The 26760-nt window shown below is 41.8% G+C and carries 15 protein-coding genes and 1 pseudogene; 5 read left to right on the top strand and 11 right to left on the bottom strand.

Going from position 1 to position 26760, the window contains the following annotated elements; all coding sequences use genetic code 11:
- The 10 genes from AC1DP6_RS34815 to AC1DP6_RS34770 form a co-directional block, all read right to left on the bottom strand.
- Window positions 1–4624, bottom strand: a 4624-nt coding sequence (locus AC1DP6_RS34815) for a SpvB/TcaC N-terminal domain-containing protein (protein ID WP_477059011.1), incomplete at its 3' end; no start/stop codon positions are given.
- Between the two features lie 1097 nt (window positions 4625–5721).
- Window positions 5722–6369: a hypothetical protein gene (locus AC1DP6_RS34810; RefSeq protein ID WP_477059010.1), complete on the bottom strand. Its 648-nt coding sequence runs from the start codon at window positions 6367–6369 to the stop codon at window positions 5722–5724.
- A gap of 286 nt (window positions 6370–6655) precedes the next feature.
- The gene (locus tag AC1DP6_RS34805; protein ID WP_477059009.1) at window positions 6656–9742 is read right to left on the bottom strand and encodes a hypothetical protein; all 3087 of its coding nucleotides are present in this window, start codon (window positions 9740–9742) and stop codon (window positions 6656–6658) included.
- Between the two features lie 47 nt (window positions 9743–9789).
- Window positions 9790–12723: an outer membrane beta-barrel protein gene (locus AC1DP6_RS34800; protein ID WP_477059008.1), complete on the bottom strand. Its 2934-nt coding sequence runs from the start codon at window positions 12721–12723 to the stop codon at window positions 9790–9792.
- Window positions 12724–12752: 29 nt separating this feature from the next.
- The gene (locus tag AC1DP6_RS34795) at window positions 12753–14027 is read right to left on the bottom strand and encodes a 6-bladed beta-propeller (protein WP_477059007.1); all 1275 of its coding nucleotides are present in this window, start codon (window positions 14025–14027) and stop codon (window positions 12753–12755) included.
- 11 nt (window positions 14028–14038) lie between these two features.
- Window positions 14039–14596 carry a hypothetical protein gene (locus AC1DP6_RS34790; protein WP_477059006.1) on the bottom strand — a complete coding sequence of 186 codons (558 nt, stop codon included), beginning with the start codon at window positions 14594–14596 and terminating at the stop codon, window positions 14039–14041.
- A gap of 22 nt (window positions 14597–14618) precedes the next feature.
- Window positions 14619–15731, bottom strand: a complete 1113-nt coding sequence (locus tag AC1DP6_RS34785; RefSeq protein WP_477059005.1) for a hypothetical protein — start codon at window positions 15729–15731, stop codon at window positions 14619–14621.
- Between the two features lie 489 nt (window positions 15732–16220).
- Window positions 16221–16490, bottom strand: coding sequence for a hypothetical protein (locus AC1DP6_RS34780; RefSeq protein ID WP_477059004.1), 270 nt, complete (start codon window positions 16488–16490; stop codon window positions 16221–16223).
- 93 nt (window positions 16491–16583) lie between these two features.
- Complete coding sequence (locus AC1DP6_RS34775) at window positions 16584–18380, bottom strand: O-antigen ligase family protein (protein WP_477059003.1); 1797 nt, start codon at window positions 18378–18380, stop codon at window positions 16584–16586.
- Between the two features lie 121 nt (window positions 18381–18501).
- Window positions 18502–18753, bottom strand: a complete 252-nt coding sequence (locus tag AC1DP6_RS34770) for an HTH domain-containing protein (protein WP_477059002.1) — start codon at window positions 18751–18753, stop codon at window positions 18502–18504.
- A gap of 680 nt (window positions 18754–19433) precedes the next feature.
- On the opposite strand from AC1DP6_RS34770, the gene AC1DP6_RS34765 reads away from it, so the two are divergent.
- From AC1DP6_RS34765 to AC1DP6_RS34745, 5 genes are all read left to right on the top strand, one after another.
- A complete protein-coding gene (locus tag AC1DP6_RS34765) occupies window positions 19434–20546 on the top strand; it encodes a peptide-N-glycosidase F-related protein (RefSeq protein WP_477059001.1) in 1113 nt (370 codons plus the stop codon).
- Between the two features lie 387 nt (window positions 20547–20933).
- Window positions 20934–23405, top strand: a complete 2472-nt coding sequence (locus tag AC1DP6_RS34760) for a hypothetical protein (RefSeq protein WP_477059000.1) — start codon at window positions 20934–20936, stop codon at window positions 23403–23405.
- Between the two features lie 533 nt (window positions 23406–23938).
- Window positions 23939–24940, top strand: coding sequence for a hypothetical protein (locus AC1DP6_RS34755; protein WP_477058999.1), 1002 nt, complete (start codon window positions 23939–23941; stop codon window positions 24938–24940).
- Between the two features lie 285 nt (window positions 24941–25225).
- The gene (locus tag AC1DP6_RS34750; RefSeq protein ID WP_477058998.1) at window positions 25226–25381 is read left to right on the top strand and encodes a hypothetical protein; all 156 of its coding nucleotides are present in this window, start codon (window positions 25226–25228) and stop codon (window positions 25379–25381) included.
- 5 nt (window positions 25382–25386) lie between these two features.
- On the top strand, window positions 25387–26031 hold the full coding sequence (locus AC1DP6_RS34745; RefSeq protein WP_477058997.1) for an NAD-dependent epimerase/dehydratase family protein: 645 nt from the start codon (window positions 25387–25389) through the stop codon (window positions 26029–26031).
- A gap of 173 nt (window positions 26032–26204) precedes the next feature.
- Here AC1DP6_RS34745 and AC1DP6_RS34740 read toward each other — a convergent pair.
- Window positions 26205–26760: pseudogene (locus tag AC1DP6_RS34740) on the bottom strand (hypothetical protein); the annotation flags it as partial.

Here is a 26760-nt window from a genome sequence, read left to right as displayed (position 1 = left end):
GTGCAGTGATTTGCGGGATGAAGTTATCGAATGCCGGTGCGAGCTGTAGTACGAATCTGCGCACATAGGGCTGAAAACTCGCCGTTACATATCCGTCAGCAGAAAGGTATTGTTTAAGTACCAGCTCATCCCATATCTGTTGTGACGTCACTGGAGCGCCCTGCACAATGGCTGCAAATGCATCTGTGGAAACATGTCCCAGATTATTCTGCATTTTCAGGAACACACTGCCGGTATTGTCACTCACCTGTATTGCCGGCGTATTGAAAAAAGCCGCCGCCTTTTGCAGGGCGTCTTTCTCATTGATCTGTTCCTGCGTAGGGTTAGCAGGATAGTTGGCCATAAAGGATATATAATAGGGAGATGTTATCACGGTATCGTCAGGATCATATTCCTTCTCCTCCCAGGGAGTATATACGATGGTGGAATAAAAACCTTTGGGATAGTCTGTCCGTATAGGTCTTTTCAGGGCGTCATACTGCGTCACCGTAGGTGGAGGAACATGTTCATTCACCAGTGCCTGCTGTAATTCATAATTGGGCGTGTTACTGAAGTAAGGAAGATAAGCTTCCGCAATGTCTCCTTTGTTGTTGTATACAACCCGGCCGGACACCTGCCAGGTACCTGCTGCCGTCAACTGTTTGCTTTCGATACTTCTCCCCTGTCCGTCGCTGTATTGAATAAGCTGCTCGCAGGCAAATGTGCTGGTGCCGCCTTTCACATGATAGAAATCTGTCCGGGTAAGGGTGATGTTGTTGATGGGTTGAGTATCCTGCTGGTAGGCATTCAGGTCGTAAAAGAAATACGTGGCAGCCCCCTGCAGGTAATATTCCGGATCACTGATCACATCGTTGAAGGTGATAGGGCCTCCGTTCTTATTGGTAGCGCGTCCTATATACTCTGCCGGCTGACTCAGATATTCATATAGCCTCATGCCGCCGGTATGGATACCGTTTTCCTCCCCGAATAAAGTGCTTACCACCACATTCCCTAAAGGGTCATATAGTACCTGTGTAACATTCCCGTTTATATCAACCATCTGCCGGAGCTGCATGGTCTGGTAATCAAAGACGGCAGTGGTTTCATTGAACGAGTTATCATCGAGATACTCTTTCGCATCAGTAACAATAAAATAGTAGCTATCGTAGGAGAACGTTGATTTCTTAAAGAGCGATGAAGTGGAACTAACGAAAGAATTTTCAATTTTGCATAGCTGGTAGAACGATTCAGCCGTGGTAGTGTAGTATTGTACCAGCCCCCTGTTAAACCAGTAATTTGTTGACTGATCCAGGTAATAACCGCCATCATCCTGGAGGATGGCCGCTGTCATATTTTCCCCGAACAGGTAACTGATGTTTGCAGTATTGAACACGGCCGTTTGCTGATGATGTATCAATGACCTGGATGATAACTGGCCTAATGGCAGCACACTGTCCTGCGCTTCATTCCAGAAGTATGTCTGTCCGATTGTGAGCTGCCGTGCCTGTAGTATTTGAGCAGCCGGTGTTGCCAGGTAAGGAATGATATGTTGAAGAGCCGTATTTACCTGCGTTTTTATACCATCAAAGGTAAAATAGGCATTGCCGCCGATATCAGGATGAATGATCTCAAATTGCTCCTGTTGATAAAGCACTCCCCTCCACCGGTATGACTCCTGGTTGGTGGTATTGATGTAATTGTTGCGTTGAGCCGTTACCGTTAACTGCCGCTGCTCCGGGTATACGTAGCGATCGGCGAAGGGCCCGCTGCGCCGGGGAAGGTACACTTTGCACGACAACAATACTTCTCCGCACAGTGGATCTACCTCCAGCGCGAAGTCTTGTGTCATGGCCGGATCATGAGGGTCTCTTTCATAATTGTAGTGAATACTTTCACGGCTTTGCACCGCAAAAGATGCATATGGTTGATCTCCTTTGGCTCTCAGCAATAATACGGTTGCATTGGAAGCGTCTACGGTATATGGATTTACGGATGCCGGCTGATCATCATCCGCATATACTTCCTTATGCATAACGATGCCCTGCAGCGCTGCGTATGCCTGTCGCAGCGTGTCAGCATCCGCATCATAAATCGCCGGATCAAAAACACCTGGCGGAAACTTCAGCGCCTGTGGATCTCCCTGGTAATATTCCTGTTGGTATTGCCGGATGATAGCATCGTTTTCCAGGAACGCCCCGGTATGACACCAGGTTTTAGTATAAACGGGCGCAACATACAATTCCTTGTTCAGCCTGTTCACCGGAAATGTTGGATTATCCAGGCTTTGCTGGTATTCCAGAAAGTTTTCCGTATCCCAGGATTCAACAAAGCCGAAGCCACGAAATTCCCTGTCTACCGGATCGTAGTAGCCATCGTGATACTTATAGCTGTTAACTGTTTTGGTGCCCGACAACAAATCGTTTACGGTCATTGTTTCCACTACCTGCACCGGGAACCGGAGCCTGGTTACCCAGGGGCGTCCTGCGCGTTTATCTTCCATGATAAACTTCGTGGAGCTGCAATACTGGATAGTAGTAACAGCGCCGGCATTATTACTGATCTGGTTCAGCAGGTAAGGCTTCATACCATCGCTAACGAAATCATAATAGTAGTGTATGGGCACGGGTGTCATCCGGGAGAAAACGAGACAGTTAGTTCCGTTTCCCTTCACATCCATGAAATGAACCTGGTCTGATTCGCCGTATTGGTAGGGAAGATTCACCACGATAGGTGGAGAGAAGGAATTGCCGTTCTGGTTGATGTAAATGGTTACCGTGTGGGAAGATACATACACCAGGTCTGTAGTGCCGGAACCATCAATGTCGGCGAGAAACAGGCGGCTGTTATCGAGTACGTTGCCAAATTCAGGCGCGTTGCCAAAGGTAATCTTTTTGCCGTATCGTCCGTAACCCAGGCAGGGCCAGCATTCTACCAATCCGCTGAAAATACAGACCCGATGGGATAGTCCATCACCAAACATATCCGCAAATGTCACCACCTGTCCGGAGGTATCTGTTGTTCTGATCGGGAATCCGTTTTCATTCTGCGTAATACTTCCCTGCCGGAAACCTTCTTTGCCGGCGGACACATAGGTCCGTATTTCGCCTTCCGTTGCCAGCAGCAGATCAGCTCTACCATCAGCATTCATATCTGTGAATTCCACGAACGGATCCCCTATATCGATGGGATTATATGGAAATGACTGAAAACTGTTCCAGCTGCCATCGTTGTCATATTGATAGAAACCTTTGCCGGCAAGCAGTTCCAGCTGGCCGTTGCCATCCAGGTCCACCAGGTAAGCGTTATCGTTTTGTGTGTTTTTATCAATGGGAAATTGTGTGGGCGATGCCGGCAATTTGTATTTTCCATCGCCTTGCGGCGCCAGGTACGTGGTAACATTATCGTCGCTGAAAAGAAATCCCGGCAATCCTTCTCCGTAAAGATCTACCGGCTGAAATCCCTGTCCTCCCAGGTAACCCGGAATGGTATTACCTTCCATCTCCAGTATGTCAAAAACAGGCGCCTCGGGCACATTGAACGGGGTATAGTCAAGTGCCAGCGGAGGCAATCTTTTATCGTCGTAACTGCCATCATCATTTTTCCTGTACCCCACTGAGGTCACCTCTTTCAGCAACGACATCGTGATAATCTGCACCGGCTGGTAATGCTGCAACGCATCGTAAGTCAGTACCGTGCTTTTTACCAGGCAGGGAGTTCCCAGTTCTTCAAAATGATGGAATAACAGTACTTGCTGACAAAGGCGACAGGTACGTACTTCGAAGCCGCTTCTGTAAGAAGAGAATGCATCCGGTCTGTATGCCCATTGCCTGACCGGCGTATAAGGATCTGCATTTTTCTGATGAAGATTCGACAGATCATATTCCCCATAATCAAATACCAGCTCAAATGCATATTGCGGATTTCCTTTACCGTCTGTATAGTTGCCGTATTTTACAGATTGCGGGTACCTGTTTGCTTCGTAAGTCCTGTTCACTTCATAAATGGCAGCAGGCACATTATGATTGTTCTCCTCCATGTAGGTATACACGATTTTATTCCCTTTTGCATCTGTTGAAGTATCCGGCAGCCATTGAAATATCTGCGTTTTATCGGACGGATTGGCGATACGGGAATTATCTGCAGTACCATAGGTTGTGGTGATATTATCACGGGAAACAACGTTCCACCAGGAAGTGCTGTCCTTTTCGCTGATCCATTGCTCAATGGAGGAGTAAGTATGTTGAACTCTGGGCAAATAGGTAATAACGCGCCAGTTTTCATTGTTTAGCTGCGTGATCCGTTCCGTGGTTTTAACAAGTTCTCCTTCTCCTGTTAATGAATACTGGTCAGTGCCCATATACCGGGGAATCCCTTTGTTGATGTTTATTGTAACACTATTCAGGGTTAATGAAAAACCTAACCCGAATGCGCTGTTACCTTGTCCTGAATTATAGGAAAGCGATAGTTGAGGTTCAAATCCTCTTGCAGGTGTTACAGGTAGTGGAATGGTATAACTACCTGTTCCGGAAAAAGCATCCGGCTGAAAGGTGTTACTGATACCGCTTATGGCGCCACCGCCTTTAGGTAAGGTAAGTTGAGGGACGACAATGCCTGACAATGCAGATGGTGAATCTGTTGTTTTCATTAATAGGATGTATTACGGTCTTTAAGTAAAATTGCTATCCCTTGTTCTGAACCAGATTGTTTTAAGTAAACCTGTTCGTTAGATTCTTATTTACTAGGGTTGTGGTACAAACTGGGGGATATATAATAGTTATTTTGAGTCTTGATTTAATCTGCTAATGGTATTTTAAGGTGAAGTAAACTTAAGAATAAGTTTTTATTTCCAGTAAACTATTTTTCCGGTTTCTTTCTTCCAAAAAAAATATTAAGATCGGATTCCTTCCTTTTTTTCAATGACGGAAGTGTATTCTCAGATAAATTCATGAGGTTTTTTTATGCAACAACAGGTTACGTTCCCGTTTAATTAAACACCACACAACCCTTTACTGAAAAGAAACACAAGGCATTTAAAGCACTTTATAAAAACAGCGTTCAGCTGCACATATGCTTTAACCCAGAGGACATCACTTATACTTTTTATGTTATTCTGACTACTTCTTAATTTCCATTTACATACCGGGAAAAATCCCCGTATCGCTCAGCTCCCCTATTTCACTTTGAAATCAGGTCATGGGGGTTTGCTTTGTCCAATTTATGTCCAGCCGTAGAAATACCAACATATAATTATTTGCTAATATCTCTGGTCTTTTGCTATCGGCAAAAAAACGCCAAAATGCTATCAGATCGTTAATCCTTTTTTATTCACTTATCTGATTCATTTCGACATTGAGTTTGTTTTAATTTATTCACCTAATGATAAATGTACAATGCATATTATCTAACGGCAGGTAACAAAAAAAACTATGAGCGAAAAAGCTTACAAAGAATGACTACTAGAAATGAATGGCTTCTCACGGAGAAACTTATATACAATCCGGCAATGGTATATGCGAAAGCCACACACAAGAATGGCTGGTCGAGGGATCAACTCAAAATTAACATTAAAAATAACTACCATTTAAGATAAGGGAAAGCTGACCACAACTTTGAATCCGCACTCCCTAAACCACAATCTGACCTCGCAACTACATGCATCAATAGCCCGGTAGTTTAATACTCAATACACTAGCTTTAGCTAATCGTCCATCTATCCCGCAAACATAATAGCGAACATAGAAGCTACAACGTGACAGGCGTAAAATGCGATAAAAAGAGTCTTTGCAACTCAAGGACATCTCTTCTTCCTTTTCGCGGGCATTCTTTCTGGTAGAATTCCGGGGCATAGAAGTATATCTTCTTTATGTTATTTCTGGTGATTAAATGTATGATGACTCCCCCTGCATCAAAGATATCATCATGTGTTTTTCCTTTTTCCACCGGGCATCCACCGCCTTCATCCGCATCATCTTTTATCTGCCAGGGTTTCAATTGAATAATGTTTTGCCAAAACCTGTTAATGGTATCCTTTTCCATAYAAATAGGGTTGAAATAATCATTGATATCCACAGTAACGTGACGCATATTCACTAACCTTATTTTGAGTTTTATAGCTACTGCCTCGGGAAGCATAATTCTTTGATCATATGCTGGAACTGCATGGTAATGGTAGGCTGTTAAGGTATCCCCTTTCTTGCTGAGGATAAACCATTCCGGGATGTGGAACCAGTTAGAAGTAAAATGAAAGATAATTGTGCTATCCGCATTTTCCTGCAAAAATTCGTGCATTGGGGTCACGCCATCCACCTTAACGCCAGCCCCTTGGGCAAGTACTGAAGCGGAGAGACACAAAAAGATAAGGCAGGAAATGAGCTTTTTTATATATTTCATAGAAGTCAAATTAAAGTCCTTTTAAAACTTGTTTTATATATGGCACGTGGGGAGTGAATTACGGGTTCTCAATCCCGGAAAGCCCGTCTCCTACTACTATTTTTCATTTTTCACTACTTGCTGGCGCCAATCAGGACAGTGCCTTTTTTGTTGCCTGGGCAAAGTATATGAGTTATACTCTCTGCAGACACCACCATCACGAAAAAAAGGCCAATCCCCAGCCACAGAAGACTATTAGTAATTACAAAATAAAGAGATTTAAGCAGAAACCAATCTGGCCAGCCAACTATTCCGGCATCCCGTAATTACCTTGAATAACCGGATATTCCCCATGCCACAACTCAAAATCGTACCAACCCTTTTTTATGAATATAGATTTCAGCATTTCTCGCGGCACATCCATTGTACTTAAGCCTATATACATATTATCAGTGTTATTATCGTTAAAATATAAGGCAAAAGAAAATCCGGCTTTAGGATAATTCTCTCCCCTACATACTAAAGTATCGTTGCTTAATGTTATTCCTCCAAGCTTTAATACCGACGCAGATACCTGATCTATATCATTTACCACGTAAACAAGATTCATACCGCTCCGTTTTGCGCTACTCACCTGGCTTTCATCAATTATCTGGATATGGTTCCTATATTCATCTACCCATAACGAATCAATCATTGCAATTGCCAAATTCAATTCTTCATTGGTTTGCGCCGGCCTCACTATAGCAAAATTGTTTAACAATACTTTATTTACCGGGCCGTATACTTCTCTCGTGAAATAATTGCCTTTTCCATCAACAGCATTGCTGTTTGTTAACGCTATAATTGCTCCCTTCGTTTTATAATCAATATCTTTCGTTAGCCTCCTTCCATTAAGTTCAATTGTGATAACCTTTGAATTGTCAACATCTAATTTATTTCTATCAATCAATAGTTTACGTACGTTACCCGTAGATAGTATCAATCGATTCTTTTCCATCCGGTATGATACAGTAGCTTTTCCGGGAATAAGTTTCTCTTTTACCCAAACGCCGTACACCGTATCATTATAAAATCCATAGGTAGCAATCTTCTTTGTGGTATCAGGATGAACATTTCTCTGCGCATCAAAAAAAGAAAATACTTTCCCCATAGATTCTGATTCGAAATATCGCTTCGCGTCTACCGACTTTAATGCATTATTCAAGTTATCATAATAAACAGTACCACCTATATTTTTTATAGAATCTATTAACCTAAGTGAATGTGCTATATCCGCCTTCTGGTCGTTGGCTGAATGTAAAATAAAAACCGGTTTTCCATACAGGTTTTCAGTGAGGTTAAAAATATTATTAACAAGCATCCCGGAAACTTCTTTTTCGTCTATGTTTGCCGACCCGAGCTCAGGACCTTCCATAGCAATTGCAGCAAACAGATCAGGTTTTCTGATAGCTGTCTGAAAGGCAAACAAGCCCCCGGAACAATCACCATAGAGATACATATGCTTCTTGTCAATATTATAATATTTACAAGCATCTTCTATACTTTCTATAATCGACCTGGTGACGATCGGCGTTTGATTATACCACCTGAAAATTCTGGAACTTGGCCAAAGTACCGCCATACCATACCTTTTTGCATATTTTGATATGTAAGCTATCCGATCTGTGTTAGCTACAACACCACCTGTATAAAATGGATGACTATTGGTTACATAGGGAACTATTACCAACAATGGAATGGGGCGCTGCTGATTCCGGACTTTTTCAGGTATGTACAATAAATAATTTTCTTCGCCATGATCTATTGCAGAAGTAAACATTCTCAAACTCAATCCGGTTGCATCTAAGGCAGCACCTTTTTTATGCTGGTACGCGCTATCAATTTCATTCACTTTGTAAATACAGTATACAATTTTCCTACTGGTACTTACTTCAGGTGCTTTACTGTAGTCACCCAGCAAACGATCCAGTCTCTTCACATAAGGCTGCAAAGCATCATATACCGTTTTATTATTTTCATATTTCTGCGTAAGTTCTTTCCTATTATATATTTTGTCCAGCGGTCCATAACAAAAAAAGTCAGTCAATGTGTCGCGATCAGTATATAACTCATATCTATATGCTCCGGGTAAAAAGTTGGGCAAGGGTAATTTATCCGTTTTCCGTAGGTCAATCTGGCTGGTATAACAATTCCTATTCAGGGCATCAAAAATTTTCATTGTTGAAATACTTTTGATGGGTACAAAATCAGTATCGGCCACTGCAAGAGACAGACTACCGCCTTCCGGTACAAGAAATAGATGGGAACTGGTATAAAGCCAGGGAAGCAAAGCATTATTTCTAACATAGTCAAAGCCACATGAGGTGATATCAAATGACCATGGTCCAGATGTGTTCCTGATTTCTACGAGAAGGCGGGTCACACCTTTTTTTACATTTACTTTTTTTATGACTGGCTGCCCGGAGGTGAAATTTCCTATGGAAAATATCTGACTACTGTCCTTCCATACACGCATTTTGTCGTCCGCATTAACTAAAAAGGCCATTTCCTGATCTTCCTCAGTCACCAGATCACAAATAGCATATGCTATCCCAGGCGTATTCATACTAAATAAACTACTAAGATCAACCTCGTCATTTACCTGTTGATATAAGGTGTCAATAATAGTACTCCTGTTGTTTCCAGGAATAAATCTCAAAAATTCCAGTTGGTTCATATCAATATTCGCCAGCGTAGAACTAAAAGGTCCGATTATCCTCCAGTTTTTTAATGGCACCCTGGACTGTTGTGCTTCACGAATGTCATTCTTCGGGATGGCAGACGAAAATGGGGAGGTCATATGCTGCACATTTTTATCTGCAGTGATATCTATATCAAATCCCCAGGTACCAACCAAATTGCTTATTTCAACTATTAAGGTATTTATCCCTTTTTTTAAATGCCCTTTTCGTATAACAGCGCTATATGCTGTATACTCCACAGTGAATGCCTCACCACCGTTAATCCAGCAGCGCAATCCATCATCTGCATTAATAAAAAAGGTCATATCCTGAGCCTTATCAGAAAACACCTTACATACCGCATACCCTATCACCTTCGCCTTTGTTTTAAACACATTCTCCAGATACATAAAATCCTTATCCTGGTGATAGATAGTATCGACCATTCCGTCCCTGATCTCCTGCGTACTAAGCTTTAGTGTGGCCAAATCCCGGACATTTTTCAATGTATCTTCAAACGGGCCTACTATTCGCCAGTCCAAAAGCTGTTGTATGGTTTTATCTGCCGTCAAGATCCGGGTTACAGATTGAGTGGAGCCGGCAAGAGACAGCGTTAACAACAGCAACAGGATAATACTCCTTTGCACCGAAATGTAAAATGTATATTTCATCAGTATGTTTTTATGTTGGCCTTAACAAGACTGCTTTTAATGAGCTGTTATTTTCCAAACTTCCTGGGGTAATACGCCAGCGTAAGCATAAAATACTGTTGCAGCACATTGGAATAGCCGAAATTCTGCACATTGCCGCTAACATAATTGGTAATGCCTTTGTTTTGCCCCAGGAGATCTAATGCAGAGAATTTTACTTCACCCTGGTTGGCTTTAAGAAAGCGATAAGCAAGACTGGCATTCCAGATGGTGAAGTTAATAGCATCTGTACCATCAGCTACGTTGCTGTTATAGGTAATATTGCTACTCCATACCAGGTTTTTAGGGAACTGTAAAGTGGCTATGGCACGTGTATATCGATAATTGCTTCTAAACCGGTTATCATTAAACCCGCGTTGTTCGGCATTATTGTAATTTAAACTTTGCTCCAGCTTTGCCTGCACAATTTCCTTGTAGCGGTAATTGGCATATAAGCTCACTCCCTGGCTTCTATTGACCGCAATATTCAATTTACTATCAATGTAACGCAGGTCGTTCGATAAATTGAAATTGTATCGGACACCAAGTTCAAAAGTGTTTGCATTATCTACCGTTAACGATTTCCGGACATTGGTATACCCATTCAGATACTTGTGGCCGTCGATATTTAGCATATAAACGGTTCTGCCTCCCCCATTATCAAACAGGGTGCTATCGACAATATTATCGGTCACTTTTCCCAGTGAAAAGCCGGCATCAATACTCCAGGGATTCTTAGGCGTTCGGGTAGTAAAATTATATTTAATACTTGCATCCTGAAAATACTCGGGCTTCAGGTTTTTATTACCCTGCGGACGGTAAAGCGGATCTGCAGCATCTGCCACAGGTGCTATTTGTGATAGCCCAGGATAGTGAATCCTGGTACTATATCCAAGACTATATCTCATTTCATATTGACCGTACTGATGATTGTAATACTCTATAGAAGCATCAGGTAAAAACTTTTGATAAGTGTATCCAAAATTTTGAATAGCCCTTGTACTACTGCTCTCATAATTATAATACTGCTGTACTGCGTTGATATTTATGGACACATACTTATTATACCTATTGGTAAGCACCTTATAAAACTCTTTTGACACGTGCAGCCTGGGAGTAAAATCTCTGACTGTCTCCACACCACTGTAAGTAAGCGCTGTATTGGGATTGTAAACACGAGCGGCGGTATCCAGATCCAGGACCTTGTCACTGTCATCATTCCTGAACAGTTTATATGCTGCAGCCACTTCTATTTTAATGCCGCCAAAATCTCTTTTGCCAAATATCAACTCTTTCAGTCGCGGATAACTGATATTGAACTTATGCTCGGTCACATTACCACTGATTTTTTCGTATATGCGTGACACATCCCGGTTCCGTTCTGGTTCATTGACAAATTCATAGCGATTCCGGCTTTGAGATTTACCTATATTATCGCCTATGTTGATGGAGTAACCAAATGTAAATTCAGTAGGTATTCTCTTCTTATCCTTGTCTGAATAAGGTGCTTCCCTGCTAACAGAAAAAGCGGCCTGCATATTCCGGGTAGTATTATTGCTTTCGCTTAATGAGCTATTTTTATTAATGATACCAATGGCCGTTTTTTCCTGTTCACTGCTGTATTCGTTTCTATTTTTATTTTCATTTATGGCGCCGGAAACCGAAATGTTTGTTGAATACGTTTTCGTACTACCGGTATAATTAGCACCAGCGTGCTGATTATTATTCCACTCATAAGAGGTATTGTCGGAGCGTCGGGATAAAATAGTATCCGCCGTTATAAAATTCTTTTCCAGGTTGGTACTTTCTACATCCTTAATATTGTGATTGATAAAGTAATCCGCATTCAGACGGCTGCTTTTCCCATGCTGCCCCTCAGGTATCAAATCAGATTGCAGGCGTATACCACCCATAATAGGTTTGTTCACGCCACGCATATTAAAATCACTTTGATACTCCAGGTTAGTCCCCTCTCCTTTGAATGAGCTGTTCCTTAGCAGCGCATCTACATTTTCTGCAACTTTATTGATATTATTGGTAGCGGCTACCGTAGCTATTTGCAGCTTTTTGTTAAAGCCGCTCAACATACCATCAGCTGCATAACGTCTGTCTCCAGACGTAGATGCAGGAGATGTACCAACACCTGCCGAAACCTTACCGAAATAGCCTATCCTTTTATCCTCTTTGAGCTTCAGATTAGCATACATCATGCTATCCAGAGGATTTCTTTTATCACTCTTCTGGTATATCTGTACTTTATCAATTATATCCTTAGGTAGATTTTGAGTAGCTACTGTAATATCGCTGGTGCCCATAAAGGGTTTACCATCTACTAATACCTGCTGTATCTTTTTTCCGTTAAAGGTTATATCACCATCCCCCCATACTACAATACCCGGCAGGCGGCGCATCAGGTCCTCCGTTGTGGCATTAGGATCCATAACAAAGGCGTCGGCATTAAACTCCAGCGTATCGCCATTCATGCGCATGGGGGCAACGGCTGTCACCACTACCTCACCCAACAGATTACCACTGCTATCCCGCGCAAGCTGGTTCATATAAAGCATCCCCATTGACAGGTTTCTATCGCTGTCAGATATGTTGATCCTTTTTACCAGTCCCTTGTAACCTACATGCGTAATAACAAGCTTTAACGGTGTATTGACGGGCAGGTTGGAAACCATAAACTCACCAAAATTATTGGGAAGCGTATATTGCAGCAGATGGTTGCTGCTGTCCTTATATACTGCAACGGTGGCGCTGGTGAGCATAAAGTTGTAGGTAGAATCTTTTACCTTCCCTTTTACAGAACCAACAACCAGTGCCTCTTTTGATTGACCTGTAGCGATTATGCCAGAAAGCATTAAAAGGATACAACAATAAAATCCTTTTAAATAAGCCTTCTGCCGGACAAGCATAATACGCCAGGTATGCCGGTGTAATTTATAGTAATCAATTTTCACAAGATAGTCCGTGGTTTATAATTTTCGAATCACTCCTTTAGCTTCATTCTCACCATTACCGGGTTACTCTTTCTATTCTGAGTTTTGAAATATTCCTGTAGTACCGGTGAATATTGCGGATTCATTGCCTTATTATTTTCACGAGCAGCGAACATATCAAGTGAAGAAACATAGGAATAAAAATTATTTCGATGGTACACAATACCTTTTATCATCAAACCATCCCTGGGATCAAACACAGGTAAAAAAAAGGATTTTGCGTCAGGCGTCATTCTTTCCAGGGCAACTACTTTATGTTGTAAGGTGTCATAAATAAAATTATACGCCCGCAATTCACTGGTGCTAACCGTTGACAGATAGAAAGGGCAGCTACCTTTGAAAAATAATTTGCTACCACTACTAAAAATATTTGTGACATTATATATAATTCCCGGTGGTCTTGCAACCAGCCGTACGCYGTCCAAAAGCCGGGTACTTTGCAGCTTCAGTGTGCTTTTGGGCAACGCAGCATCCTGCGGAAAAACAATCTCAGATATCTGAAAGGCTGTGTCCTTTGTAATTTTATATACTTTATGTTCAATAGGCGTAGCAGCATAAGCAACTCCATCTATTACCGTATAGTCTTCCTGTCGGGAAGATAGCCGTCCGCTGAAATAGCAAAACCCAAATTGCTTCTTCTGATTATACGGAATCATCTTTTTGTACAAAGAATCTCCATTATATATATTTATTAAATAAACAGTGCTATCCCTGGCCTCACTGGCCTCCTTAAATGAACAACTATTCGTCTTCATAACATAGCCTGCCCCCAGGTCGATTCCCCTGAAACCATCATCACTTTTAACTTCTTTGTAGATGGTATCAACAGGACTTCCTGTACTCGAAAATCTGTAGAAGCGAAGTTTCTTCCTGGCATCAACACCGGATGCGTTGTCAAAATCATACCTGGTAATAAAGCACACAGAAACAATCTTCTTACTGGCATCATAATCAACGACAGGAATAACATCTTTACCCGATTTTACTTTTGTCAGGTACTTTCCGCCCGCATTAAAGAACAGTATGGCTTTGGTATCGTTATCAGAAACAATATAGCTACTGTCTGTTATAATCAGGGTGGCAATATCTCCAAATACACTTTCTGGCTTAGTTTCCAATGGAATGTATTCGATACTGTCAAAAAAATCAGATATCGGGCCTCCATAAGCCTGTTTGGGATCAATATGTAAAACCGGAACATGACGCTGCGACTGCGCTGCAATAGCCATGAACAAACTTAATACAAGCAATAAAATCTTATGCATAACAATCAAATTTACTTACCTGGATGTTTTATTAATATCCCCAGGCTATCATAGGCATCTCTACTGGCAAAATCTCCAAAAGGATCCCCGAGTACGATAGTGTTATAGGTCGAATTTGTCAGGACATAGCTCATTTCACCTGCTGTGGCGATCCCTGGATTTAGTTTAACAAATTCATTGTTTTTATCCGGCAACAAATATTGGTTCCTGGTAAGTCTGATATTGAATTTATCCAGGTAATACATGATCTTGGCTGTATCCTTATTAATCGCAATAAAAAAGTACCTGGTATTATTAAAATTCGCCCCTTTATACAATTGAAAGTTATTCACTACCTCTACGAATTTTGAAATGCAAACCGAGCAGCTATTATCAAAAACATAAAACATATTATATGCTGACGAGTCGCCTCCAATTCCTTGAAAGTAAGCAGGTAAATTTATCTTTACATTCTTCTTTTCCAATGGGGTTTCAGTGTGGGATACGGTAATCTCTGCTTCCTTTTCTGAGGTATTCGCATGACACGCTCCCAAAAAAATGGCGCCTAAACAAACAAAAAGAAATTTCATAGAAAGAAAATAATAAAAAAGTCTACAAATTATATTTAATTAGTCTTGCAGTATCCCCAAATTTGCCTGCAGTAGTGCCGTATAATACTTTTTCATCGGGGCTTAGGGACATATTGTATATGTATCTATCAAGCTTGTATTCCTGAACAGGGGTGCCGTTCCAATCGAATTTGAGTAATGTTACAGGGCGCTCTATTCCCGTATGATCTAAATCGATTCCTTTGATACCAAGGTATAATAAATAGACAGCGTTTTCAGAATATATGCCGGGATAAAAAGATCTGCAATACATCCCTTTTTTAAAGTATACAGCGTTATCAGGTCTTAATTCATAATTTATCTTTACTTTTTCAGGGCCAAGCAGGTATTTTCGGGTATGCAGATCTTTATCGTACACCGTAATTCTATCAAAAAAATTATCCACTAACCAAATGCTCCTATCTTTAGGATTAACTAAAATACTTCCTCCCGTAACATTGGGTGTAAAGTATTTCGGCTGCTTAGCCCTTTCCAAACTGGAAATTTCTTTTTGCACACTATCTTTTCCAAAACTGACAAATAACAACGGACTATTACTATTGGCATTCATTACACTATCCCCTATTTTTAAAAAATAGGAGTTAAATAATAAAATAGAATCGTGATCCCAAAATGTGGCGTCACCTGCAAAAGAAGGTACATCGAAGACTTCACCGAYATAGCTTTCATTATTCAGCAAAGAATCAATATTATATCTGACCAGTAAATTTTTCGTACCATCACTAATAACAAAGTAGTTATTTAAAGGACTTTTATACCTCAGTGAAGCGGAAACGAGCGCCCCCTTTTCGCTTCCCTTTTTACCAAGCTTTCTAAGTAATTTTCCGGAATGCATATTTACCATATCTACCAGGCAATCTTCAGCTTCCCAATAATTTATCAAAACAATTGAATCTCTCAGCACCAGGTATTCGATAGGCTTTCCCCTTAGAGGAATATCAATAAAACTTCCTTTAAGCTTCTCTTCTTTCTTAAAGTCATCATGTGAATAATAGACGCCATTTTCCACCCGCTCATTCCCCGCACAAGCAGCAAGTAGCATTACTATCATAACAAATGGAATAACCTTATGTGTCACAAATTTTGAAAGCAACATAATCTGTTTTTTACGATAACACTAATAAGAAATATCTGCTTACGGGCAGATATTTATACAGGAATTTCTGAGATCTTGAATCACTTACAGACAGCTGCATTACCACATGTAATATCATAATTTACAGTAGCGCCATTTTCATCGACCCTGCTACCCCAGCCGTGACAGCTTGTATTTGCTGCTGACTTACACGAAAAAAATGTTCCAGCGGGAACCCACACACCAAAAACACTTTTGTACCCTTTTATTACACATAAATTGCAATCCCCTCCTGCACTTTCATCTCCGTCAGYAAATGAACTAAGCGAAAGAAATAACATTCCGCATAAAATAGTTGAAGCTGTCAATTTCAGGATTTTCTTCATACAAGAATAAAATTTTGATAGCATTAAAAATAAAGGATAAATGACCTGGATCACAAATCCCAGGTAAAACCGAAAAACGTCAAATAATTGCTTGCTTGGTAACTAAGGATATTACTTTCAACAATTACTTAACGGGGCAGGCGATTGCATTGTCACAACTCACAACAACCTTTACCTCTCCATATGTTGGGTCGTTCACAGTTCTTTCTTTTCTACATTTGTTCTCGGCGGCTGACTTGCAGGAAAAGATGACGGTACCAGCTTCTTTTACCACACAGAGATTACAGGAGCCACTTCCACTTTCATCCTCACCTATAAAGGATGAAAATCCAATGGTTGTAGTGATGGCTAACATTGGTATTACTACCCATTTAAATAATTTTTTCTTTGACATAATTAAGTTTTAAAATGATTAAAAAATTGACAGTATCAAAAATATGCGGTTTCACGGTACGGAGCGAGCCGTGAATGTTTTCTGAAAAAAACCTTATTTCAGTGAGCCTTTATTATCCATTTTTTTTACTTCTTCCTTTATTCTATCTACTTCGGCTGACGGTATTTTTACAGGCATTCTCAATATGATACTAATCGTTTTCTTTATATTAGCTGTATCTCCTGTTTTTTCATATAACTTCAGCAATTTATATCTGGGTACAAATCTGTTTGGCAAAAAATCACAAAGCCATCGCCGGGCTTCAGTGGCTGCCTCATAGTTGTTACTTTGCTCGTAAGCTATAGATAAAGCTTCCATGGTAATCCGGCTTATAAAGCATTGCCTTGCTTTTCCAAGTGTTACCACCGCCTCCTTAACATGGCCACTTTCCAACTGCCACCGCCCATATTCAGTAAGAAATTTGCCATCCTGCCCCAGGGTTTTATGCAATTCAGGCCATAATGTTGCAGCTCCCCCTGCGAGGCCCTCCCTGGCAATATTCCAGCTTTCAGCAGCTTTCCATTTTTGATAACTGTGGGCTGTGACATAGGCAGAGATCATGAACAAGAGAAGGGGTATTACCACTCCTGTTTGTATAAAGCGGGGCTTTAGTGAAAGAACGGCCGCAGTTGCAAAACATATTGCCAGCATTATCAAAAACACATTCACATGAAATGAGTAAGTAGTAAGCCCTGTAACCAGCAAAACAACCATCGTGGCTTTTATTGCTGATAACAATCGGGCATACCGGACAGACCGCGCATAAAAAAAACAATACAATAACAACAGGAAACCGGCGAAACCAATGAGACCTATGGTTTCAAAAAGTTGCAGGTACTCGTTGAAAATAATGTAACTCTCCCCTACACTCGATAAATAGGCGCCAGAGGGATTAGAGCAGGTGGAGAAATACTCCGCCTGCCACTGGGGGTAATACCAGCTAAATCTTCCAACACCTGTTCCGGTGAAAAAAAAGTCACCTATATGCCGGCCGGCTATCTCCCATTTCATTGTGCGCCCCAGCGCGGAAACCTTTTTTAAAAAGAATAAATACCAGGCGCCGTAGGTAGTTGCAATGAGCAAAAAAACAATACCGGTAACGGTTACCCATTTCGGTATGCGTTGTAACCAGTTTTTTATAGTCCGGCCGTACGTAAGCAACCCTTGACTTACTACAGCAGCCACTACACCTATCATGGCAGATCGGGACTGAGAACGATAAACAACAAAGCCGATAAAAACAAGAATAGCCAGCAGACAAATAAGTTTTAACGTTTTTACCGGATGGCGGGCAAGGCCCGAATTTAAACCCGATTGATGGCTGAATACATAATACAATAACGGCAGATGAATAACCAGGTAACAGGAGAATATCCCCGAGTTTTGCAAACTGCCTTGTATGGTAAACTCATCTGCATCAAAATTAAATCCCTCCATTTGCTCAAAAGCCAGTCCAAGCTGCCATAACAGCATTGCACACAACAGGTAAGGCAATACCACTATATGCCGGACAGGAAGAAATAGCAGGCATGCAAATAGCACGAAAACAACAAGTACTACTGCCCAATATTCATTGGCAAAACTATACCTACCGGAAAAAATCGAAAAGAGCAATAATAAGGTGATAATAATCGGCCAAAAATATTGCGCCTGGTTGCTGGTCTTCCGGAAAATGTTCAGTCCTAAAATGGCGGTAAATCCGGCAACAGCAATAAAGGTGGCCAGATACTGACCATTGATATCTGTTTCGTAATTAAATGAAAAACGATAAAAGAAAGTCGCGTATATATACAACATGATAAGTGTACATATAGCGATAGCAGCAGTAATATATTGAATGATCTTATCCAATTCAGCGGGTATTAGACCCGGTCATCATCAACTATGGGTACCTTGATTTATAAAAAACAGAGACCTAATGGAGTATATGAACCGGTGGAATTCAGGACTGGGGGTACTTTGAAAAAGTTAGTCAATTGTTCTTCTCATCATTGGCAGGATGCAAAAATTCGCAGTAAAATCTACCTACATTATGATATAAATAGGTTCTCCTACTACGGGAATACGTAATTGGTGCACCACTTTTCTTCATTAGATTGATATACTTATGAACACATCTTACAGATATGCGCATTTTTTTTGCCAGTTCAGAAGGAGTACCAGTTGATTTTCTATATATGAAATTGTCAAATACTCTGATCCTCTCAAAAAATACTTCAGACATAGGGGGATAGACAGTTTTTTGCAGGTTAAAAATTGGGTCAAATATATATGACGATTTGAGGGGCGCTGAGACAATCTATCTCATTCGAAACATCCAGTGGAACCATCAATGCTCGAAATTAAGTCTTCATTTTCTTTTCTACTACCATTTTTTGGGAAAATAGTGATGCAATTTTATCCCTTCTTTTGTCATTTGCTTCCAGGGAAGCATCACATAAATTCAAGTTATCCCAGGCTGTCCAGGCAATCCCAGCAAATAGGGTCAGCGGTGAGATTGAATTCCCGATTGTAACGGTTAGCACATTTAATAATTATGTTGCTAACCTCAACGCTCACTATCTATCCTTTCATAGTGAGGAGTCCATAACACAATACTGAACCGTTAATACAATGATCCCCCACAAACTGCTACTGTAGCCGGTTTACGAAAATCCAACTTCCCTGTACAAAATTTCAAACGTTTGAATAACAGATACTTTCTTCTCCATTACCATTACAATTTTCACCCTTCTTGCTGGTTAAAATTTTCTAGTCTAACTTGAATATGAGTATGAAAATCTGAGCCCAACAGGTAAGAGCACCCTGATTTTGTTACCTGCAATTTTGAATGAATGTTACCCACTGGTACCACGCCAGTTATCCGATTAACCCGTAGTATTTTCTTAACCAAAATAAGTAAACATGAAAACTAAAGGTATTCTCTCATTAATGGCAACAGCCATCTTATTTACCGCCTGTAAAAACAATCTCAAGGACGACCCGCAACCCAACAACGGCAAATCTACCCCCAAAGCCACTACCGAACTAACCGGCACGTATGAAGAACAGGTATTTTCCGGGCTTAATTTCTACAATGGATACGCCGCCAATGCTTACACAGATGCCGGTGGCGTTATTTATCTGAACAACACAGTGGCCATCAAAAAAATATCCCTGAAAGGAAAAGCCGACTCCACTGCCACCTTCAAAGGAGAACTGAGGATATATCAACAGGGAGATGGATATGACCGCGATGGGCAGATCTTCTTCATCAAAGATTCTGTGGTAAAAGCACTATTAAACAACCAGGTAACTTTTGATGCTGCCGCCAAAACAAAAATCGATAACTATGCGCCCAAAACAGGCTACCTGTATGTTACGCCATTCTTCTATTGGTATCAATCTATTAAATCAGTGCCATATACCTTTGACCTGAAGGACGTTGCATCACTGCTCACCGGTCAGGACTCCTGCTGGGTAGGCGTAAGCGCCTGGGGCACCCATCTCGATCAATCTGATTGGATAGGAAAAAATGAGCCACGCTCCTTCTCTGCCGATTTCAAAATTACGGCCGATAATGGCACCGTTAATACAAATCCTACTTATATCCAGGCCGTACAGTTTGGCAGAATAACCGATGCTGCTGGCGCCAATAGCCGAACCCTCACCCAAACCATCACCGTCCCCTGCAACCTCAAAAATGCAAAAATAGTAGTGATGTCACAGGCATGGGGAGCCGGCTCCGGTGGCGAAGAATATACTTACCGCACCCACAATGTAAGCTGGGACAACAGCCGGATAGGTACCTTCTCTTCCAAAGCCCCCTGCGGTCCCAATACGATGAGAAGCTATGATATCTCTTCTTCTCCCCGCAACTGGTGCCCTTCCGAAATAGTAACACCTCATTCCATCAATATCACAGGTAATATCACGGCTGGTAGTAGTCACACCGTTAAGGTGGATATTGTGAACGCCAAAGCTGATGGCAATAACTACTTTAAATTATCCGTTTACATAGCCGGAGAAAAGTTCTGAGGAGATAGGAGCATAAGAGAAATGCTTTCATTTAATTGCCGTGAGACTTCTTAAAACCAAAGAAGTCTCACGGCTACTTTTTTTAGTTTGTACAGCACTCCCGGTTAAGACTTATATTTCCTTATCCCCTGGTAGAAAAACTTTGAACCACCCTATTTTTAACCTCCTCCGCAAGCCCTAAATATGCCGCCTGAATAGCATTCTGCTGGCCAATGTCAAAAATTCCAACTTTACAAATACCCGAACATACTATTTTCCATAAAAACATCCACTGCAGGCAAAAAAAACGGCAGAAAATGATAAGAATACATTAGTATACGAAGAGTAGAATATACAAATTTGCGACCGGTCCGAAAATGCACTCCTGTACTCATCTAAAATATCGAAATGAAAAAGAAATGTCTCCTCAAACATCTGGTACCATTCCTGGCTGTTTTGGCAGGAATGGCCGTTTTACCAGCTACCGCACAGGTAAATTTCAAAACGAAGCAATGGAGTCTCCAGTTGGACAATTCCGGAAAGCTGACTAGTATGAAGAGTCTTGCACTGCAAAAGGAATTCATATTTGCAGACAAAGCTACTGCACTAATGAGTATAAAGAAAGACGGGGATATCCTTACTCCACGGAGCTGTGCATGGAACGCAAAAAGTTCAGAACTGGTACTATCCTTTCCACAGGCTGGCATCGAAGCAAAAGTAAAAGTGCAGCGCAACGATAATTACATCAGTTTTGAACTGACACAATTGATCCCATCTGAAAATGTTGATTTGGTATTGTGGGGCCCATATCCCATCACAATAGCGGATACAGTAGGCGAAGTAGTAGGTGTAGTACGTAACAAGGATTTTGCTATCGGCATCCAGGCGCTGAATGTAAAAACACTGGGGGGATACCCGAACGCTGAAAGCGATATTGAGCCATCATATGATGTATTTGAAGGCCACAATAAGGTAGATGTAAAGGAAGATGACATGAGTAAACAGCTATTCAGGGGAGATGTAGCTCGTCCTACCTCCTACGGTGCTGTATTGCAGGCATATTGCCGCAATCGCGGCAAGGACCGGGTCATTGAAAACTGGGGACATACCGCTTACCTCTCCCCCGCTTTCAAAGATGGCGGTGTTGTTGGCAGCAAGATCGCGCTTTTCGGGGTGGCGAATGGTGATGTGTTACCCACTATTTCACAAATTGAACTCAAGGAAGGATTACCACATCCTTTACTGGATGGTGAATGGGGAAAACAGGCTTTGCATGCTTCCGAATCGTACCTGATCATGAATTTTGGCATCGATAATCTGCAGGAAGCAATAACCGTCACCAAACAGGCAGGCCTTCGCTATCTCTATCATGGCGATCCCTTTGATAACTGGGGTCATTTTAAGCTGCATGCCAAAGAATTCCCGCAAAACTGGTCCACTATGAAGCAGTGCGTTGAAACGGCAAAAGCAAAGGGAGTGCGGCTGGGCATACATACACTATCCAACTTTATTACCACCAACGATTCCTACGTAACGCCAATACCCGATCCGCGGTTAGCAAAAGTAGGCTATTCACAACTCAGCATAGCCATCGATGCCAATACCAAAGAAATCGGGATTAAGGACCCGACTTTCTTCAATCAATTTCAAAACAATACGTTAAAATCGGTTGTCATAGGCAATGAAATTATCCGTTACGGAACTGTGTCTGCATCTGCTCCCTGGAAACTGCTCGATTGCCAGCGCGGCTCCTTCGGCACCAATGCTGCTGCACATTCCCCCAATGATACTGTTGGCAAACTGATGGATCACCCATACAAAGTATTTCTTACCGATTATGCACTGCAGGAGGAAATGTCGAAGACCCTTGCACATCTTTTCAATGAAACGGGCCTGATGCAAATATCTTTCGACGGCCTCGAAGGCTGCTGGTCTTCCGGTATGGGACAATATGCAAGGCAGTTGTTTACTAAAACATGGTACGATAATCTTAAACCCGAATTAAAAGGAAAAGTTATCAATGATGCCAGCATGCCAGGCCACTACTTCTGGCATATTTATACCAGGATGAACTGGGGTGAGCCCTGGTACGCCGGCTTCAGAGAAAGCCAGTTGCAATTGCGCCTCAAGAACCAGCAATTCTTCCGCCGTAACCTGATGCCCTCAATGCTAGGCTGGTTCAGCCTGCGTCCGGAAACCACACTGGAAGATATAGAATGGATGCTGGCCCTTGGCGCCGGATATAACGCCGGATTTGGACTGGCTACCAGCCTGGAAACATTACGGAAACACGGAATGAAAGATGAGTTGCTTGGAATAATAAAGACCTGGGAGGAGGCTCGTATGAAGAATATTTTCAGCGAAGCTCAGAAGGAGCAGATGCGAAGCTTAAAGCATGAATTTCACCTCGAGGTGACAGGCAACAATGAATATAAGTTAACTCCAGTATATAATGCACATTTTAAACATACGCAACAAATGAAACAACCTGGAGAGCCGGTTTTCTCCACATTCATGTTTAATAATCCGGCAGCTTCCCAACCTGTTTCTTTTATTATTACACTTGCTACTGGCAAGGAATCTGATCCGGATGTAACTTTCGATCAGATATCAATAGCCATCAATCACCAGGATGCATTAGTGTTGCCGGTAAGCCTGAAGAGGAATCAATTCCTGAAATGTGATGGCAAAACAGTACGGCTATACAACCGGCAATGGCAATTACTGCAAACCGTAGATCTCAATAAACCGTTACCAGTTTTATCCAAGGGGGCAAATGAAATTACTTTCGATGGGAAATATTCAGATGAAAACGGCGCCGATGTAAAGCTGGAAATCCGTTCCAATGGCCAGCCTGAGTTGATTCAAAAACAGCACTAAGAACCGATTCTGCACATTTAGCAGCAAGCGTTAAATAATTGGTCCTGCTGGTTGTATCAAATGCATAAAAAAGAATTTCAAGCGTATGGTTGGTTAACTGGTTTTATTACATTTCTCCGGCCATGCGCATTCCCCTCCTTCATATACCACATTTAACTCTTGCATGATCTTTTTCAGCGCTTAGGAGAATCCAACGGAGCGTTATCCCTGCACCATCGTAAGGAAATGTTCAAAATCCGGGGCGAGGGAGCGGGTGGGGCTTTAGACTTCTCAGTATTCCGTGTTTTAAATAGTATATTCCCTGGCGCTAAGATCTGGCTCGAAAAAACGGAGGATTCCTGGAATTTTGGTAAATTTATGCATGTTCAACTTTCTAGAATACCTTTCACTGCAGTCCGGAAACAGCCGGCCCGAAAGCCCTTTTCACTTCCCGCCGGGATTCCCGGAAAAGTTAAGCACATCGCCCACCACCATGAAAGGGATGAACGATTCGTGACATACCACCAGCCATCATTTACCAGACATATATGCTTATGCGCAACATGATTTTCATGCTGATCCTTCTTATTATTTGCAACACCGCAACATCTCAATCCATTCCACCGGGCATGAACGGTGTACCGGCGTGGTTTTCGGCATGGGATTTCGTTTGCCAACATAAATTTGGCCCGTCTTCCACCGTTCCGACGATCTACTTATACGACGATTCGGCTTATTATTCCACAGCTCCTGTCGCAGCAACCGACCAGCGTTTCACCGCCCCGGGCCCGGGTGGGAGGTTGATGGAATGGTATACCGGCACACACAACAGCACATTGCGTATTCCCGACGGCCAATCGGTTCCGCTGGGCCTGATGTCTTTTGCAGCTGCAGATTCAGCAGGAAATCCATTCTTTGTGATGGCCACACCGGGCTTCTGGAAAAACGCCGGTGTAGAAAGCAAGGAACTCGGACTGGAAAAGCTTATCACCGCTGTGTTTCTGCACGAATTCGCGCATACCCGCCAACAACAGGGAATGGGCGCCACCGTAACGGCCATCGAGCAAAAACATCCTTTCAAGGATCCTCCCCTTTCTGACGACATCGTGCAGCATATTTTTTCAAAAGACAGTGTGTATGTTGGAAGATGGAAAAAAGAAACTGACCTCTTCTACCAGGCCGCATTCCATCCGGATAAGCGCACTGCGAAAAAATTGACCTGTGAGGCATTGCGGATGCTCCATGAACGGCAGCGCAGTTATTTCACAAACGATAGAGAGGTGCTACAGCAGCTCGATGATATCTTCCTGACGATGGAAGGATTGGGACAGTTTTCGGGTTTATATTGGCTGCAACATCCGGATGGCGGAAAGTTTCCCTATGCCACTGCTGTAGAAGGAATGCGGCGAAAACGCAATCAATGGTCGCAGGAAGAAGGACTTGCCATGTTCCTCATCCTCGATAAAATGGGTCTGAAAAATTGGGAGTCGGATGTATTGTCCAACAATCCGAAAACGATCGTACAACAATTGCACACGGCCTGCGGCTGTCGGTAAAACAAAAAGTGCCGTCTCAAAAATTATTTTCGAGACGGCACTTTATACTTTAACGCTGCGCATTTTTAATGACAGTACTAATGTTTATAGAATTGATAATTTTTCATTAACTTCCATAATTGCACATTTTTGGATTTTTGAGAAATGCTGAAAAGTCATCCAAGACAGAGCGCAAGCCCGCGACAGCGATCCTTCGTATTAACTGTGGGATTTACGGACATCGTTTCACTAACTTTTGGTTAAGCCATACCCTCTACTCTCTGGTAAAATTATTGGCTGTTTTTTTTGCCTAAACTTAAAATGCTGCTGCCACATTTAGACCTGGTAAAGGAGGCCAGCAATGAAAAAGCAAAAGCATTGTTGGGTTGGCAGCCAGGAAGTAATGAAGAAGCTGTTGTAGCTACTGGAAAAAGTTTAATCCATTTGAATTTAGTAAAATAAAAGAAATGAAAGTAATCATAACAGGTGCAACAGGAATGGTAGGCGAAGGCGTTCTATTTGAATGTTTAGACAATCCGACAGTAACCGAAGTGCTGATTATCGGCAGAAAACATTATGATAGAAATCATCTAAAGCTGAAAGAGCTGATTGTAAATGATTTTTCAGAAATCAACAACTATTCCGACTTATTAAAACACTACGATGGATGCTTGTTTTGTGCAGGCGTAAGTTCTGTTGGAAAGAATGAAGAAAGTTTCACCAGAAAAACCTATGATTTTGTTGTTCCTTTCGCCACGACACTGTCGCAGATTAATCCTGCAATGATATTTATTTATGTATCCGGAAATCGAACCGATAGTACGGAAAAAGGTAAAGTGATGTGGGCCAGGGTAAAAGGCCGGACAGAAAATGCATTGATGAAGTTGCCCTTCAGAGGTCAATATAACTTCCGGCCGGCAATAATGACGGGATCCAAGGGACAAAAAAACGTACCAACAATCTATAAAATACTGGCTCCGTTGATTTCGCCATTTTTCCGTGCAAAGACCTTAAAACTTAAGCAGGTAGGACTAGCGATGATTAATGCTGTATCAAAAGGCTATCCTGCACAAATTTTAGAAGTGGACGACATTATAAAATTAGCGGAATGAAAATTTCTGAAATAAAATCCTGCTTTATCGGTCCGGCTATTTCACCGGAACAATTCGTTGCTGAGCATTTCTTTTTGTTTTTGGCAAAGGGAACAATGAAAAGCTCAGCCTCTAAATCGCTACTCTAAAGTACTTGAGCTATTCCAAAGATTCGCTTGTGTCTAATAGGCAGATTAATTTTGATTTATCAAATTGTTTTCAATAATCAAATCTTCACAGTCATCTGTAAATACTGATAGCTCTCCTGGGAATTGGTTACCGGAAATGTTCAATCCTTTAACCCCGTTTGCAGTAATGAATGGGCAATTTATTACTCCCCTGGATGCTGTTGGATTAGTCTTAGCCTGCCCAACAAACTTGTTCCCTATAATACGTATGTTTTCATGAACCGGGCCATCGGGGTGAATAGTCTGTGGTGCAATATCGATACCACAATTGAGAAATGTATTATTCCGGATTAATAAATCACGAACCGGCCCTGATTCCCACCATTTATTAGCGTCATCCTCAATCAAAACACCGGGCATCAGGCTATTTATGCTGTTACCTTCAATAACTATTTTACCACGGGAAGTCGCAAGTATCCCACGACAGGAAGCCAGTTCTATCAGATTGTTGCTGATTGTGATATCGGCATGCCATGAAAGATTATCCACTACATCTCCTTCGTTAAATATTGGCGTAGGTCCATCTAATGTAACAATCCAGTTTTTTCGCGTAGTATCACCC

The organism is Chitinophaga sp. 01L420, assembly GCF_056399985.1.
Note: the sequence above shows the minus strand (reverse complement) of the source record. Positions and strands in the feature narration are given on the sequence as shown.